14 protein-coding genes, 1 pseudogene and 1 riboswitch are annotated in these 14,732 nt (G+C 68.4%); of the genes and pseudogenes, 10 read left to right on the plus strand and 5 right to left on the minus strand.

Annotated features, from left to right (window positions below; translation table 11 throughout):
* Positions 1-31: 31 nt before the first annotated feature.
* The 6 genes from ACLIIZ_RS07400 to ACLIIZ_RS07425 are packed head-to-tail and all read left to right on the plus strand — an operon-like array spanning position 32 to position 6,223.
* Entirely contained in the window at positions 32-631 is a 600-nt protein-coding gene (locus ACLIIZ_RS07400; protein WP_416691477.1) for a thermostable hemolysin, read from the plus strand.
* Positions 624-2,747 (plus strand): AMP-binding protein, encoded by a 2,124-nt coding sequence (locus ACLIIZ_RS07405; protein WP_416691478.1) that lies wholly within the window; start codon positions 624-626, stop codon positions 2,745-2,747. Before ACLIIZ_RS07400 ends, ACLIIZ_RS07405 begins: the two co-directional genes overlap by 8 nt.
* Positions 2,738-3,523 (plus strand): SDR family oxidoreductase, encoded by a 786-nt coding sequence (locus tag ACLIIZ_RS07410; protein ID WP_416691479.1) that lies wholly within the window; start codon positions 2,738-2,740, stop codon positions 3,521-3,523. The genes ACLIIZ_RS07405 and ACLIIZ_RS07410 overlap by 10 nt, the downstream gene beginning before the upstream one ends.
* Positions 3,524-3,548: 25 nt before the next feature.
* Positions 3,549-4,193, plus strand: a complete 645-nt coding sequence (locus ACLIIZ_RS07415; RefSeq protein WP_416691480.1) for a tetratricopeptide repeat protein — start codon at positions 3,549-3,551, stop codon at positions 4,191-4,193.
* Positions 4,194-4,853: a response regulator gene (locus ACLIIZ_RS07420; RefSeq protein ID WP_416691481.1), complete on the plus strand. Its 660-nt coding sequence runs from the start codon at positions 4,194-4,196 to the stop codon at positions 4,851-4,853.
* A 2-nt stretch (positions 4,854-4,855) separates the two neighbouring features.
* Positions 4,856-6,223: an ATP-binding protein gene (locus ACLIIZ_RS07425; RefSeq protein WP_416691482.1), complete on the plus strand. Its 1,368-nt coding sequence runs from the start codon at positions 4,856-4,858 to the stop codon at positions 6,221-6,223.
* Here ACLIIZ_RS07425 and ACLIIZ_RS07430 read toward each other — a convergent pair.
* Positions 6,189-7,145: an SdiA-regulated domain-containing protein gene (locus ACLIIZ_RS07430; protein WP_416691483.1), complete on the minus strand. Its 957-nt coding sequence runs from the start codon at positions 7,143-7,145 to the stop codon at positions 6,189-6,191. The genes ACLIIZ_RS07425 and ACLIIZ_RS07430 overlap by 35 nt on opposite strands.
* A 111-nt stretch (positions 7,146-7,256) precedes the next feature.
* Between ACLIIZ_RS07430 and ACLIIZ_RS07435 the strand changes: the two genes are divergently transcribed.
* From ACLIIZ_RS07435 to ACLIIZ_RS07450, 4 genes are all read left to right on the plus strand, one after another.
* Positions 7,257-7,961, plus strand: a complete 705-nt coding sequence (locus ACLIIZ_RS07435) for a PepSY domain-containing protein (protein ID WP_416691484.1) — start codon at positions 7,257-7,259, stop codon at positions 7,959-7,961.
* Positions 7,958-8,626, plus strand: coding sequence for a response regulator transcription factor (locus ACLIIZ_RS07440; RefSeq protein ID WP_416691485.1), 669 nt, complete (start codon positions 7,958-7,960; stop codon positions 8,624-8,626). The genes ACLIIZ_RS07435 and ACLIIZ_RS07440 overlap by 4 nt, the downstream gene beginning before the upstream one ends.
* On the plus strand, positions 8,616-9,938 hold the full coding sequence (locus ACLIIZ_RS07445; protein ID WP_416691486.1) for a sensor histidine kinase: 1,323 nt from the start codon (positions 8,616-8,618) through the stop codon (positions 9,936-9,938). Before ACLIIZ_RS07440 ends, ACLIIZ_RS07445 begins: the two co-directional genes overlap by 11 nt.
* Before the next feature lie 85 nt (positions 9,939-10,023).
* Positions 10,024-12,030 (plus strand): LTA synthase family protein, encoded by a 2,007-nt coding sequence (locus tag ACLIIZ_RS07450; RefSeq protein ID WP_416691487.1) that lies wholly within the window; start codon positions 10,024-10,026, stop codon positions 12,028-12,030.
* Here the strand turns inward: ACLIIZ_RS07450 and ACLIIZ_RS07455 are convergent.
* From ACLIIZ_RS07455 to ACLIIZ_RS07470, 4 genes and pseudogenes are all read right to left on the minus strand, one after another.
* Entirely contained in the window at positions 12,009-12,542 is a 534-nt protein-coding gene (locus ACLIIZ_RS07455) for a histidine phosphatase family protein (RefSeq protein WP_416691488.1), read from the minus strand. The genes ACLIIZ_RS07450 and ACLIIZ_RS07455 overlap by 22 nt on opposite strands.
* A complete protein-coding gene (locus ACLIIZ_RS07460; RefSeq protein ID WP_416691489.1) occupies positions 12,530-13,291 on the minus strand; it encodes an adenosylcobinamide-GDP ribazoletransferase in 762 nt (253 codons plus the stop codon). The genes ACLIIZ_RS07455 and ACLIIZ_RS07460 overlap by 13 nt, the downstream gene beginning before the upstream one ends.
* A gap of 2 nt (positions 13,292-13,293) precedes the next feature.
* Positions 13,294-14,337, minus strand: a complete 1,044-nt coding sequence (gene cobT / locus ACLIIZ_RS07465) for a nicotinate-nucleotide--dimethylbenzimidazole phosphoribosyltransferase (RefSeq protein ID WP_416691490.1) — start codon at positions 14,335-14,337, stop codon at positions 13,294-13,296.
* 75 nt (positions 14,338-14,412) lie between these two features.
* Positions 14,413-14,622: riboswitch (cobalamin riboswitch) on the minus strand.
* Positions 14,616-14,732: pseudogene (locus ACLIIZ_RS07470) on the minus strand (IS5/IS1182 family transposase); the annotation flags it as partial. (Overlaps the previous riboswitch by 7 nt.)

A 14,732-nucleotide genomic window follows, 5' to 3' on the forward strand; every position in this document is an offset into this window, starting at 1 on the left:
TGGCGCCATAGTGTTCAACGAGATCATCATCGTGGCTGCCATCCAGAAGATATTCCAGACCCGCCGACCGGTGGCGACGGTCCGTCACACCATCGTCGGCGCGCCGCGCCGGGCGCAGGCGGAAGCCTTCATCGGCGACATCTTCCGCCGCCACTACGGCGCCACGGTGCGCAGCTTCGCCCCCAACCTGATGCTGCTCGAAGACAACGAGCGCATCACGGCCGCCGCCGGCTGGCGCTGTGCCGGCGAAGACCGGCTCTTTCTCGAAACCTACCTCGACGAACCGATCGAAGCCGCCGTCGCCCGCCTCGCCGGGCAGCCGGTGCGACGCGAAGCGATCGTCGAAGTCGGCAACCTCGCCGCCGACCGCCCCGGCGGCAGCGTCGATGTCATCCTCAACCTGGCCCGCCACCTCGACCGGCTCGGCTACGAGTGGGTCGCCTTTACCGCCACCCGCGAGCTGATCGGCATCTTCCGCCGCCTCGGCCTGCCGCCGCTGGCCCTGGCGCCGGCCGACCCGGAGCGCCTCGGCGCCGATGCCGCCGACTGGGGCAGCTACTACGACAGCCGGCCGATCGTCGTCGCCGGCCGCATCGCCCTCGCCCTGGAAATGGTGAAGCGCCATGGCTGATTTCTCCTGGCAAGCCGAACTCGTTGCCCGCCCGACCGACACGCCGCTGCTGCTCGACAGCCAGCGCAGCTGGAATGCCGGCGAGATCGTCGCCGAACTGCTCAACCTGCGCGAACGCCTGGCCGGCAGCCGCGTCGTCGGCGTGCTTGCCGACAACAGCCCGGCCTGGATCATCGCCGATCTCGCCTGCCAGGACGCCGGCCGCGTACACCTACCGCTGCCCGCCTTCTTTCATGGCGAACAACTGCGCAACGCACTCGAACAAGCCGGCGCCGACACCGTGCTCACCGACCAGCCGGAACGCATCGGCGCCCTCGACCTCGGCTTCGCCATCACCGGTCGCTGGCAAGGCCTGACCTGGATGCGCCGGGTCGTCGAGCCGGTTGAACTGCCGCCGGGCAGCGCCAAGATTTCCTTCACTTCGGGCAGCACCGGCGCCCCCAAGGGCGTCTGCCTGAGCCGCGACGGCCTGCTCGACACGGCCTGCGCAGTGCATGAGCGCCTCGCTGACCTGCCGCTCGAACGCCATCTGGCGGTATTGCCGCTGGCCCTGCTGCTGGAAAACGTCGCTGGCGTCTATGCGCCGCTGCTGCGCGGCATGCCGGTATACCTGCCGCCGCTCGCCGAACTCGGCTGGGCCGGCATGCAGGGTTTCGACCCGGCAGCGCTCGACCGCAAGGTCAAGGAAACCGGCGCCGGCAGCGTGATCCTGGTGCCCGAACTGCTCAAGGCCTGGGCGACTTACCTCGGTTTCACCCGCAGCCAGCCGTCGGCCACGCTGCAGTTCGTCGCCGTCGGCGGCGCTCGCGTCGCCCCGGAACTGCTGGCCGGTGCGCGCGCCCTCGGCATTCCCGCCTATCAGGGCTACGGCCTGACCGAAGGCGGCTCGGTACTGGCGATCAACCGCCCCGGCGACGACGCCGACGGCGTCGGCCGCCCGCTCGGCCACGCCCGGCTGAGCATCGAAAACGGCGAACTGACCGTGCGCACCCGCGCCTTCCTCGGCTACACCGGGCAGGCCGCGACCACCGACGATGCTTTCCCGACCGGCGACCTCGCCAGCTTCGACGCCAACGGTCACCTGCACCTGCAGGGCCGGCGCAAGAACCTGCTGATCACCTCGTTCGGCCGCAACGTCTCGCCGGAGTGGGTCGAGGCGGCGCTGCTCGCCCAGCCGCAGATCATCCAGGCCGTCGTCACCGGCGACGGCCAGCCGGCGCTGTCCGCCATCGTCGTGCCGCTGCCCGGCATCCCGGACGGCGCGCTCGGCGAAGCCATCGCCCGTGCCAACGCCAACCTGCCGGATTACGCGCAGATCGCCCATTTCATCGCCAGCCCCGCCTTCACCCCGGGCAACGGCCTGGCCACCGGCAACGGCCGGCCGCGCCGGCAAGCCATCATCGACCATCACCGTGCCGCCCTGGCGGCGCTCCATTCTTCAGAGGAGTCCCCGATGTCCTTCTACGACACGCTCAAGTTCGAAACCGCCCAGGCCCGCGCCTACCTGCTTTCCGCGCCGATCATCAGCGAATGCCTGCAGGGCCGCGCCAGCCTCGACAGCTATCTCGCCTTCCTGACCCAGGCCTACCATCACGTACGCCACACGACGCCGCTGCTGATGACCCTCGGTGGCCGCCTGCCCGAGCGCCTGTCGTGGATGCGTGCCGGTGTCGCCGAGTACATCGAGGAGGAAATCGGCCACGAGGAATGGATCCTCAACGACATCGCCGCTGCCGGCGGCGACGCCGACGCGGTGCGCAACAGCCGCCCCGATCTGCCGGCCGAACTGATGGTCGCCTACGCCTACGACCTGATCAACCGCGGCAACCCGGCCGGCTTCTTCGGCATGGTCTTCGTCCTCGAAGGCACCAGCGTCGACCTCGCGCTGAATGCCGCCGACCGCATCCAGGCAGCGCTGGGCCTGCCCGACACGGCCTTCTCCTACCTGCGCTCGCACGGCACGCTCGACCAGGAACACACGCAGCACCTGGCCAACATCCTCGACCTGATGACGCCGGAAGATCAGGCCGACGTGCTGCACGCCGCCAAGGTCTTCTTCAAGCTCTACGGCGACATCTTCCACGCCCTGCCGGTCGAGGTCGCAGCATGCAACTGAAAGGCGCCCGCATCGTCCTCACCGGCGCCAACGGCGGCCTCGGCCGGGTGCTCGCGCGCGAACTGGCGAACGCCGGTGCCGCCCTGCTGCTGACCGGCCGCGACCCGGCAGCACTGGCCCGCATCGACCTGCCGGCCGGCTGCGACTACCAGTTGCTGCAAGCCGACCTGACGCACGGCGGCGGCATCGACAGCACGGTCCAGGCCGCCCGCAGCTTCGGCGCCAACATCCTGATCAACAACGCCGGCGTTGCCAATTTCGGCCTGCTCGCCGAGCAGGACTGGAACGACGTCGAACGCATCCTGGCGACCAATCTCGGCGCGCCGATCCGGCTGACCCAGGCGCTGCTGCCCTGGCTGACGCAACAGCCGGAGGCGGCGGTGGTCAACATCGGCTCGACCTTCGGCAGCGTGCCCTTCGCCGGCTTTACCGCCTATTCGGCGGCGAAGGCCGGGCTACGCGGCTTTTCCCAGGCGCTGCGGCGCGAACTCGCTGACAGCACGGTACGCGTCATCCATGTCGCACCGCGCGCCATCGACACGCCGATCAACCCGCCGGCGGTGCGCGCGCTGAACCGCACCCTGGGCAGCGCCACCGACAGCCCGGAACTGGTTGCCCGGCACATTGTCGCCATGCTCGCCAACGATGTCGCCGAAGGCCATATCGGTTTCCCGGAACGCTTTTTCGCCTGGCTCAACGGCTTCGCCCCCGGTCTCGTCGACCAGGGCCTGCGCGGCAAGCTGGCCAAGATCAAACAACACGCCACCAAGGCGTGACCTTCAACAGAACACAGGAGGCATCATGTCCCGTTTGAAATCCCTGCTTTTCGCCGTCGGCCTCGGTTGCGCGACGCTGATTCACGCCGCCCCCGGCGACGAACTGATCCGCCCGATCCAGGACCGCTGGGCGGAGATCAAGTACCGCCAGCCGGAAGACCGGCAAGCCGACCTCTACCGCGACCTGGCCGCCCAGGCAAAACAGCTTTCCCGCAACAACCCCAACCTCGCTGCCGCGCTGATCTGGGAAGCCATCGTCGTCTCCAGCGAGGCCGGCGTGCGCGGTGGCCTCGGCGGCCTGTCGCTGGCCAAGGAAGCCCGGGCGCTGCTCGAGGAAAGCCTGAAGCTCGACGAGAAGTCGCTCAACGGCTCCGCTTACACCAGCCTGGCGACGCTCTACGCCAAGGTGCCGCGCTGGCCGCTCGGCTTCGGTGACAAGGAAAAGGCCGAGGCGCTGTTCAGGAAGTCGCTGGCCGTCAACCCGGACGGGATTGACCCGAATTTCTTTTACGGCGAGTATCTGATCGATCAGGACCGCGTCGCCGAAGGCCGCCGCTATCTGGAAAAAGCCCTCGCCGCCCCGGCCCGCCCGGGTCGCGAAGTGGCCGACCAGGGCCGGCGCCAGGAAATCCGCGCCCTGCTCGCCAAAACCGCCGGAGAGGCACGCTAATTGAGACTGTTGCTGGTTGAAGACGACACCCTGCTCGGCGACGGCATCCGCGCCGGGCTGATGCTCGCCGCCTACGCCGTCGACTGGGTGCCGGACGGCAAACTGGCCTTGCTCGCCCTGGCCGATCACAGCTACGACGCCTGCGTCCTCGACCTAGGCCTGCCGGGCAAGGACGGGCTCGCCGTGCTGCGCGAGATGCGCGGCCGCGGCGACCAGACGCCGGTACTGCTGCTGACCGCGCGCGACACGGCGGAGGACAAGATCGCCGGCCTCGACCACGGCGCCGACGACTACCTGACCAAGCCCTTCGACCTCGGCGAGCTGCAGGCGCGCATCCGCGCCCTGCTCCGCCGCGCCGGCGGCAAGGCACAGCCGCTGCTCGAGCATCGCGGCGTCAGTCTCGACCCGGCGAGCAAGCGGGTCAGCTTCAATGGCCAGGAAGTGCCGCTGTCGGCCCGCGAGTACGCCCTGCTCCACGCCCTGATCAGCCAGCCCGGCCACATCAAGAGCCGCAGCCAGCTCGAGGAAAGCCTCTACGCCTGGGGCGACGAGGCCGGCAGCAATACCGTCGAGGTCTATATCCACCACCTGCGCAAGAAGTTCGGCGCCGATTTCATCAAAACGGTACGCGGCCTCGGCTACCAGCTGACCGACGACTGACGATGCGCCGCCTGCTGCCGTCGCAACGCCTCAACTCGCTACGCTGGCGGCTGCTCGCCGTGATCGGTGCGGTCGTCATGACGACCTGGCTGCTCACCGGATGGTTCAGTTACAGCAAGGCGCAACACGAAGCCGAGGAGCTGATGGACGGCAGCCTGGCGCAGACCGCCCGCCTGCTGCTGGCGATCACCCACGACAACGAGGATGACCTCGCCGAACTCATCCCGCGGCTGGCAACGGTGCGTGGCGCCGCAGACATCTACGAACCCCCACTCGAATTCCAGATCGGCCACGGCGACGGCAGCATCCTCGCCCGCTCGCCGGATGCGCCGGAGTTTCCCATCCTCGGCGTCGCCGGCTACAACGACATCATCCGCCATGAAGAAGCCTGGCGGGTACTCAACGCGGTTTCCGCCGACGGTCGCTACCGGGTCCAGGTCGCCCAGGCGATCGGCCTGCGCGACCGCGCCGCGCTCGAAGTCGCCACCCAGACGGTGCTGCCGCTGCTGCTCATCACGCCTGTGCTGGTCCTGCTGATCTATCTGTCGATCATGCGTGCCCTGCGACCGCTGGACCAGTTGGCCCGCGAAGTCGCATCACGCACGCCGGACAGCCTGGCGCCCTTGACCACCCGCCGCGTCCCGACCGAGGCGCAACCGCTGGTGGCGGCAATCAACCGACTGTTTGGCCGCGTCGGTCGCACGCTGGACAACGAACGCCGGTTCACCGCCGACGCCGCCCACGAGTTGCGCACACCGCTCGCCGCGCTCAAGGTTCAGACCCAGGTGGCACGACTGAGCGGCGATTCGCCGGTACGCGAGCATGCGCTGCAGCAAATCGAAGCCGGTGTCGACCGGGCCGGCCGACTGGTCGAGCAACTGCTGCGCCTGGCCCGACTCGACCCACTGAGTTGCCCGCCGCACAGTCAGACGGTCGACCTCGGAAAGCTGGTCGACCGCGTCATTGTCGCCAGCCATGCCGAGCACGCCGTCGCCAGCCCGCAACTGGACGCCGCCTGTCTCGTCCAGGGCGACGACGACCTGTTGCAGATCGCCGTGCGCAATCTGGTGGACAACGCCCTGCGCTATTCCCCGCCGGACAGCGCAATCCGCGTCACCATCGCGCGCCGCGACGACGCCAGCTACGATCTGACGATCAGCGACAACGGCCCCGGTGTCCCGGAGGCCGTCCTGGCCCGCCTGGGCGAACGCTTCTTCCGCGCCGAACCGGGCAAAACCGAAGGCAATGGGCTGGGGCTGGCGATCGTCGCCCGCATCGCCGAATTGCACGGCGCCAGCCTGCACTTGGCCAACCAGCCGAGCGGCGGCCTGGCGGTCAGCCTGCAGGGCTTACGGGCGGCGGGCGGGTGAGGCGATAGAACAGGTTGGGTTCGCTGACCACGTAGACCCGCCCCTGGTCGTCCAGGGTCACCCCCTCCGCTTGCGGTACCGCCTTCTGCAGGCCACTGCGGCCGGCGGCCAGCGAGAGGCTGCTCAGCGGCCGGCCGTCGGTGGCAAATTCAACCAGGAGGCGGGATTCCTCCGACAAGGCCAGGAGGTGGCCGCTTGCCGCGTCGAAGTGCAAGCCGGCCAGGTCGGTGCCGGGCAAGGCGGCATCGCGCGCCGCATCTTCGGCAATGTCGACGGCCGCCGTTGCCGAGAAGGGGAAACCGCGCACCTCGTAAATGCGCTGAGGATCGCGCTCCTTGGCGACGAACAAGCGACCGCTGGCGGCGTCGAAGGCCAGCCCCTCGAAGCCCTTGTTGCCGTTGCGGCCAATGCCGAGTGCCAGGCGCGGCGCCCGCCCGGCATCGATCGCCCGCGTCCCCGCGTCGATCCGGACATGCACCAGCGCCTGTCGCCGTTCATCGGTCAGCACGAACTCGCCGGGCCCGACATACTCGATGGCCTCCGGATCGCGCACCCCGCTCAGCGGGATGCGGCGCAGCACATCACCGCTCAGCGACAACTCGATGATTTCCGGGGGGGCGTTGGTGATTGCGAACAGGCTCCGGCGATCGGGGTCGTAAGTCAGTCCGGAGAGATTGGCGGCGATGCCGGCCAACGGCCGGGCTTCGATGTCGACCCGGTAGTCGGGCAGCCACACCGCCTGCTCGCGTTGCGCAGCATCGGCCGTCGCCTGCTGCCAGAGCAGGGCGACGAGCGGCCAGCGCCCGAACAGCGCGGCACCGGCGAGAACGAACAGGATCGCCAGCAGGAAGCCGCCGTGCGGCCAGCGTAGCCGGGGAGCGGATAGGGAAAGCGGAACAGAGAGGCTGCGAGTGGTGGACATGACCTAAACAGTTGCAGTCGACGACGGCACCATCCTGCCGCCCCGACGCTAAACGCCGCCTGACGCTACAATTCATCAACCGTTTATCCTGGTTGCCGCAGCATGCGCCCCATGAAACTCCTGCCCGCCCTCCTGATCCCCCTACTCCTGCTGCCGCCCGCCCACGCCGAAGAGCAATACGTCATCCGCCGCGCCGTCGAGGCCGGCCAGCTCAAACCGCTGGCGGAAATCCTGGCCGGTGTCCAGAAAACGCATCCAGGCAAGGTACTCGACGTCGATCTCGAACGCGACCTCAACGGCAGGCGTATCTACGAGGTCACCGTGCTCAAGAGCGACGGTCAACGCAGCAAGCTGCTGGTCGATGCGGTGAGCGGCGGGGAGTTGCCGCACGCGACACCGGCAATGCCGCGTCTCGACATGGCCAAGGCGCTGCGCGCGCTGCTCGCCCGCCACCCGGGCAAGGTCCTCGAGCTGGAACTGAAGCTGGCGGCCGACAGCCGGCTGATCTACGAGGTCCAGCTCATCCTGCAGGACGGACAGTTGCGCGAGTTCGTCATCGATGCCCGGAGTGGCGAGCTGATCGACGGCAACGGCCACCGCCAGGAGGTCCTGAAAAAGCTGATGCCGCTGCCCGACCTGCTCGCCCGCCTACCCGCGCGCTACCGCGGCACCATCCACGAAGTCGAACTGGAATACGATCAGGACGGCCACTATTTCTACGAGGTCGAAGTCCGACTCAACGACGGCCGCGTCTTCGAACTCGACATCGATGCGGTCAGCGGCAAGCTGCTCAACGACGAGGAAGTCAGCCGATGAAGGTGCTGCTGGTCGAGGACGACCGCGAACTCGCCGCGAAAGTCGCCGCCGCGCTGAGCGCCGACGGCATGATCGTCGATACCGTGCACGACGGCGACGAGGCGGCTTTCGTCGGCAGCACCGAGGACTACGATGCCGCCGTGCTCGATCTCGGCCTGCCCGGCCAGGACGGCGTCTCGGTGTTGCGCCACTGGCGCGAGCAGGGGCGCCGCCTGCCGGTGCTGGTACTGACCGCGCGCGGCCGCTGGAGCGACAAGCTGGCCAGTTTCGACGCCGGCGCCGACGACTTCCTGACCAAGCCTTTCCTGCACGAGGAAGTCGCGCTCCGCCTGCGTGTCCTGAAGCGGCGCGCCCTCGGTCACAGTTCGCCGATCCTGCAGGCCGGCCCACTCAGTTACGACGCCAACGCCGACCGTTTCACGCTCGACGGCGCGCCGCTCAACCTGACCGCCCAGGAAAAACGCATCCTTGCCTACCTGATCCAGCGCAAGGATTGCGTCGTCAGCCGCAACGAAATCAGCGAACACGTCTACGCGCGCGACCTCGACCCGGATTCCAACACCCTCGATGTCCTGATCGGCCGTATCCGGCGCAAGCTCGGCGTGCCGCTGATCCAGACCGAACGCGGGCGCGGCTTCTGCCTTACCGAAGTCGATGCCGTCTAGCCGGCTGCACCGTTTTGGTCTGGCCTCGCGCCTGGTCGCGCTGGCCGCGATCGCCGCCCTGCTGGTCAGCACGGTCGGCGGCTGGATCTTGCGGCAGAGCGTGCAGGGCACCCTGCTCCGGCATTTCGAGCAACGCCTCGAAGAACGGACCGAGCGACTGCTCGCCGGTTTCTCCATCCTGCCCGGCAGCAGCCAGATCCACTGGCTCGGGCGCAGCAACGACGAATTCGGCCGCATCTTCTCCGGCTGGTACTGGCAGTTGGAAGGCAGCGGCGAACTGCAGGCTTCGCGCTCGCTGTGGGACAGCCGCCTGGATACCGCTAGCAACCGGCCCGTACCCGGCAACCCCGAGCTGCGGCAGGGGGTCGACCCGCAAGGACTGGCCGTCATGGGCATCGTCCGCGTCATCGAAGTGGATGGACAAGCGGCCCACCTGCACGTCTATGGCCCGGCCGCCGAGATCGCCAGCGAACTCGATCGCCTCGACCGCATCCTGCTCCTCACCCAACTCGGCCTGATCGTCTCGCTGCTGCTCACCAGCATCCTGCAGGTCCGTCTCGGACTGCTGCCGCTGCGCCGGCTACGCGACCGGCTGGCGGCGGTGCGCACCGGCAGCGCCGCCAGCGTCGGCAACGACTACGGCCCGGAACTGGCGCCGCTGGCCCAGGAACTCGACCTGGTGCTGGCCCGCAACGCGCGCATCGTCGACCGCGCCCGCGGCCACGCCGCCGACCTCAGCCACGCGCTGAAAAAGCCGCTGTCGCTGCTCGCCGCCGATGGCGAACTGCAGCGCAATGCCCTGTTGCGCCAGCAGGTCGGCGCCATGACCCAGTTGATCGACCGCCACCTGGCCCGCGCCGGCAGCGGTGCCGGCAGCGTCCGCCAGGTGGCGGTCGGCGACTGCATCGACAGCCTGATCGGCCTGATGCAGCGCCTGCACCGCGAACGTGGCCTGAGCTGGCAGCTCGACGTCAACCGCGACCTGCACTGGCGGGGCGAACAGACCGATTTCGAGGAAATGCTCGGCAACCTGCTCGACAACGCCGGCAAATGGGCAAGATCGCGGGTCAGCGTGCGCGCCCGCCGGCAGCACGACGAAGTCGTCGTCGAAATCGGCGACGACGGCCCCGGCCTGTCGGCGGAACAGATCCGCGAAACCGGCGTACGCGGCCGACGCTTCGACGAAGACGTCGAAGGCAGCGGCCTCGGCCTGGCGATCACCGGCGACATCGCCGAAACCTACGCAGGCGAGCTGAGCCTCGGCCGTTCACCGCTCGGCGGCCTGCTCGCCTGCCTGCGACTACCGGGCTGAGGCACAATAGCGCTCCCGGACGAACTTAATGGCCGTTTAATCGATCTGATCCAGACTTTTCCGGCCCGCTTCCAACGAGATTTCCATGCCTCAAGCCGCAATTCCCGCCTCCCCTATCTCCCGTCTCTGGCAACGCCTCGATTTCTGCGGCCCCTACGCCGGCATCGCCATGCTCTTCCTGGTCGGCCTGCCGCTGCTGACGCTGTCGCGCGCGGCGCTGATGCTGTGGCAGTCGGAGCGGGTCGCCGCCACCGGCATCTGGAGCACGATGCTGCTGCAGGGCGTGCGTGTCGACGTGATCCAGCTTTCCCTGCTCGCCCTGCCCCTGCTGCTGCTCGCCCCGCTGCTCGCCGGCAAGCGCCTGTGGCCGGCCTGGCGCAGGCTGAACGTCGGCTGGATGACGCTGATGATCGCCGCCCTGGCGCTGCTCGAGATCGCCTCGCCGGCCTTCATCAACGAATACGACAGCCGGCCGAACCGGCTCTTCGTCGAATACCTGAAATACCCCAACGAAGTCGTCGCCATGCTGTGGAGCGGCTTCCGCCTGCACCTGGTCGGCGGTCTGCTGGTCACCGGCCTGCTCGGCTGGTCGGCGTGGCGGATCATGCGTGCCTGGCAACGGCGCGAGGCGCCGTGGTCGGGCTGGAAACTGTGGCTGAGCTGGCCGCTGCTGGTGCTGATCTGCGCCCTGGCCATCCGTTCCAGCCTGCAGCACCGGCCGGCCAACCCGGCCACCTTCGCGCTCACCGCCGACCCGATGGTCAATACGTTGATCCTGAATTCCGCCTGGTCGGTGACGCACGCGATCTACGGCATGCAGCACGAGGCCAATTCGAGCGAGATCTACGGCAAGATGGAAAGCGCCGACATGCTCGCCGAGTTCCGCCACGCCCGCACCAGCCTCGGCAACCCGCATCCGCTGGTCGGCGACCCGGAAATTCCGACCCTGGTCGACCAGCAGGCGACGGTACGCCGTGCCAAGCCGCTGAACCTGGTGATCATCCTCGAGGAAAGCCTGGGCGCGACCTTCGTTCAGTCGCTCGGCGGCGTCCCGGTGACGCCCAACCTGGAAAAGCTGAAGGAACAAGGCTGGTGGTTCGAGCAGCTCTACGCCACCGGCACCCGCTCGATCCGCGGCATCGAGGCGGTGACCACCGGCTTCCTGCCGACGCCGGCGCAAGCCGTCGTCAAGCTGTCGCTGGCCCAGCGCAATTTTGCGACGCTGGCTTCCATCCTCGGCCGCCACGGTTACGAATCGGAGTTCATCTACGGCGGCGAAGCGCATTTCGACAACATGCGCGGCTTCTTCACCGGCAACGGTTTCACTCACATCACCGAACAGAAGGACTTCAAGAACCCGAAGTTCGTCGCCGGCTGGGGCGTTTCCGACGAAGACCTGTTCGACAAGACGCACGAGCGCCTGAACGCCAAGCACGCCGAGGGCCAGCCCAGCTTCACGCTGGTGTTCACCTCGACCAACCATTCGCCCTTCGACTTCCCCGACGGCCGTATCGAGCTTTACGAGCAACCCAGGGCGACCGACAACAACGCCGTCAAATACACCGACCATGCCCTCGGCGAGTTCATCGCCAAGGCCAAGGCCAGTCCCTACTGGCAGGACACCCTGTTCGTCGTCGTCGCCGACCACGACATCCGCGTGCGTGGCGACAGCATGGTACCGGTCGAGCGCTTCCACATCCCCGGCCTGATCCTCGGCGCCGACCTCAAACCGAAGCGGGTGAAGACCGTCGCCAGCCAGATCGACCTGGCGCCGACGCTGCTCTCGCTGATGGGCGTCGACACCAAACACCCCATGCCGGGTCGCGACCTGACGCGCGAAGCCGACGACCTGCCTGGCCGGGCGATGATGCAGTACGAGCAGAATTACGGCTGGATGGAAGGCAACCAGGTCGTCGTCCTGCGCCCAGAAAAAACCCCGGCCTTCGCCCACTATGACCGCCAGACAAAGCGCCTGAGCGCCGCCGAGGCGCCGCCCGCCGACGGCGACGCCCTGGCTAAACGGGCGCTGGCGCACGCGCTGCTGCCGGCCTGGCTGTACCGCGAACAGCGCTACCGGCTGCCCGAGAAATAATTGAGTCGGGTCAGGCTGCCGTAGTCAGGCGCTGGCCGGCGCTGGGCTGCCGCCAGCGTTTCTCCGGCAGCCGCGGCGAGCAACACGCGGATCGCGCCGGCGTGGGTGACCAGCAGATGCGCTCCGGCCGGCAGTTCATCGACGAAGGCGAGCACGCGCCGCTGCAACTGGCGCGGCGCTTCGCCGCCGGGCGGCGCGTAGCCGTCAACGTCGGCGGCCCAGGCGTCGAGTTCGGCGCGCGCGATGTCGTCCCACGGACGACCTTCCCAGGCGCCGAAATCCAGTTCCATCAGCCGCGCATCGAGCCGCGGCGCCGGCTGCAGGGCTTCGGCCAGCGTCCGGCAGCGCTGCAGCGGGCTGCTCCAGAGCGGCAACCCCGGCGGCAGTTCGCGGCGCAGGCGGTCAACAATCGGCGCCGGATCTTCGGCCGCGACATCGAGCTGACCGTAACAGACGCCGGGCGCGATCAGCGGCCGCGGGTGGCGCACCAGGTACAGCGTCAGCGCGGCCATTGCGCGAGCAGCCCGAGGTAGAAGGCAATTTCGGCGAGCTGTTGGGTGGCACCCAGGCAATCGCCGGTGTAGCCGCCCAGCCAGCGGTGGAACTTGGCCGCCAGCCAGGCCGTCGCCAGCAGCGCCAGCAGCAGGCCGGCCACCGCTTGCGGCCAAGGAAGGCAGAGTAACGGCGCCAGCGCGAACGCCAGGGCGAACAGCAGCGCCCCCCCAGTCAGGCGTTGGGCCAGCGGCCTGGCCTTGGACTGATCGTCGTCGCGCGCGTAGTCCATGCTCGCCAGCAACAGCGTCGCGCAGCCGCGCGACCAGGCATGCCCGGCGAGCAGCGCCGCCGGCACCAGCGCCGGATCGAACGCCGCCAGCAATACGAACTTGCCGGTCAGCCCCAGCCACAGCGCGACCACGCCGTAACTGCCGACCCGCGAATCCTTCATGATCGCCAGAATGCGCGACTTCTCCCAACCGCCGCCGAGGCCGTCGGCGGTGTCGGACAGGCCGTCCTCGTGGAAGGCGCCGGTGGCGTACAGCGTCGCCGCCATCGCCAGCAACACCGCCACCGGCTGCGGCCAGATCTGGAGCGCCGCCAGGTAGACCAACGCGGCGATGCCGCCGACGACCAGGCCGACCGCCGGCAGCCAGCGCGCCGAATGCTGCAGTGCCTCGGCCGAATGACCAACCCAGGCCGGCACCGGCAGCCGGGTGAAGAAACGCAGGGCGCCGAGGAAGTAATCGAGCTCGCGGCGCAGCATGGCTAACCGGCGACGCCGGCCGACTCGAAACTGGCCATTTCGTTGAGGAAGGCGACCGCCGCCTGGACCAGCGGAAAAGCCAGCGCGGCGCCGGTACCTTCGCCCAGGCGCAGGCCCAGGTCGAGCAGTGGCTCGGCCTGCAAGGCCTGCAACTGGGCACGGTGGCCGGGCTCGGCCGAATGGTGGCAGAAGACGCAGTAGTCGAGCAAGGCCGGTTCGAGGCGCGCGGCGACCAGCGCCGCCGCGCCGACGATGAAGCCGTCGATGAGCAGCACCATCTTCGCTTCCGCCGCCGCCAGCATGGCGCCGGCCATGGTCGCCATCTCGAAGCCGCCGAACTCGGCGAGCACGGCAAAGGGGTCGTCGTCGCCGCCTGCGACGCGATAGCGGGTCAGCGCCTGCTCCAGCAGCACCTGCTTGCGCGCCAGCCCCGCGTCGTCGAGGCCGGTGCCGCGCCCGACGCAATCGGCCAGCGGCACGCCGGTCAGGCAGTGGGTGATCAAGGACGCCGAGGCGGTGTTGCCAATGCCCATCTCGCCGAAACCGACCACTTGGCAGCCCGCGGCCGCCAGCCCGAAGACCACGCCGGCGCCCTGCTCGATCGCCTGCGCGCATTGCGCCGCCGTCATCGCCGGGGTTTCCAGGTAATTGGCCGTGCCCGGCGCCACCTTGAGATCGATCAGGCCTTCACGCGGGCCGCCGAAATCGTGCGCCACGCCGGCATCGACCACCGCCAGGCCGAGACCGTTCTGGCGCGCAAAGACGTTGATCGCCGCGCCGCCGGCGAGGAAGTTCTCGACCATCTGCCAGGTCACGTCCTGCGGATAGGCCGAGACGCCGGCCCTGGCGGCGCCGTGATCGCCGGCGAAGACCAGCATCTGCGGCCGCTCGAGCGACGGCGTCAGCGTCTGCTGGATCAGGCCGATGCGTACCGCAAGCGACTCCAGTTGCCCGAGCGAGCCGGGCGGCTTGGTCTTGCGGTCGACCTTGTGTCTGAGCGAATTTTCAATGCCCCGGTCGGGGGCGACGATTGCGAAGGAATGCATCCGATTCTCCAAAAGCGAAAGGGCCTCGTGCCCGCATCGTCCAGACGCGAACACGAAGCCCTGTCCACAGGCTTTCTGTTTTTCCGTCCGACAGGTCTTCTGGCTCCCGGATCGTCCCCCTGACCGCGCCTTCCCGGAGCGTCTGTTTCCGCTCGTAGTGGCTTATTGCGATGGGGTCCCCGGTTACAGCGGCGGGCCCGCCCCGGAATTGAGTTGTCTCGCACCGGGTTCCGTTTTGTCGAACGCGGCGATTATACCCGCGCCACGCTAGGGCGTGTTCACATTAGCCAGATGTAAGCGCAGGCAAGTTGCAAGAATGCGTTGAAGCGCGTAGCCAGTTTTTCATAGCGAGTTGCCAGTCGGCGGAATTGCTTGAGGCGGCAGAAAAAACGCTC

This window comes from Azonexus caeni (assembly GCF_048146105.1).
In the GTDB taxonomy this organism is placed as follows: domain Bacteria; phylum Pseudomonadota; class Gammaproteobacteria; order Burkholderiales; family Rhodocyclaceae; genus Azonexus; species Azonexus aromaticus_B.

What these genes read in the sequence shown, in the direction of transcription:
- ACLIIZ_RS07405 (WP_416691478.1), top strand. Translation starts at nt 624, where the DNA reads ATGGCTGATTTCTCCTGGCAAGCCGAACTCGTTGCCCGCCCGACCGAC.
- ACLIIZ_RS07410 (WP_416691479.1), top strand. Translation starts at nt 2,738, where the DNA reads ATGCAACTGAAAGGCGCCCGCATCGTCCTCACCGGCGCCAACGGCGGC.
- ACLIIZ_RS07415 (WP_416691480.1), top strand. Translation starts at nt 3,549, where the DNA reads ATGTCCCGTTTGAAATCCCTGCTTTTCGCCGTCGGCCTCGGTTGCGCG.
- ACLIIZ_RS07425 (WP_416691482.1), top strand. Translation starts at nt 4,856, where the DNA reads ATGCGCCGCCTGCTGCCGTCGCAACGCCTCAACTCGCTACGCTGGCGG.
- ACLIIZ_RS07430 (WP_416691483.1), bottom strand. Translation starts at nt 7,145, where the DNA reads ATGTCCACCACTCGCAGCCTCTCTGTTCCGCTTTCCCTATCCGCTCCC.
- ACLIIZ_RS07435 (WP_416691484.1), top strand. Translation starts at nt 7,257, where the DNA reads ATGAAACTCCTGCCCGCCCTCCTGATCCCCCTACTCCTGCTGCCGCCC.
- ACLIIZ_RS07440 (WP_416691485.1), top strand. Translation starts at nt 7,958, where the DNA reads ATGAAGGTGCTGCTGGTCGAGGACGACCGCGAACTCGCCGCGAAAGTC.
- ACLIIZ_RS07445 (WP_416691486.1), top strand. Translation starts at nt 8,616, where the DNA reads ATGCCGTCTAGCCGGCTGCACCGTTTTGGTCTGGCCTCGCGCCTGGTC.
- ACLIIZ_RS07450 (WP_416691487.1), top strand. Translation starts at nt 10,024, where the DNA reads ATGCCTCAAGCCGCAATTCCCGCCTCCCCTATCTCCCGTCTCTGGCAA.
- ACLIIZ_RS07455 (WP_416691488.1), bottom strand. Translation starts at nt 12,542, where the DNA reads ATGGCCGCGCTGACGCTGTACCTGGTGCGCCACCCGCGGCCGCTGATC.
- ACLIIZ_RS07460 (WP_416691489.1), bottom strand. Translation starts at nt 13,291, where the DNA reads ATGCTGCGCCGCGAGCTCGATTACTTCCTCGGCGCCCTGCGTTTCTTC.
- cobT (WP_416691490.1), bottom strand. Translation starts at nt 14,337, where the DNA reads ATGCATTCCTTCGCAATCGTCGCCCCCGACCGGGGCATTGAAAATTCG.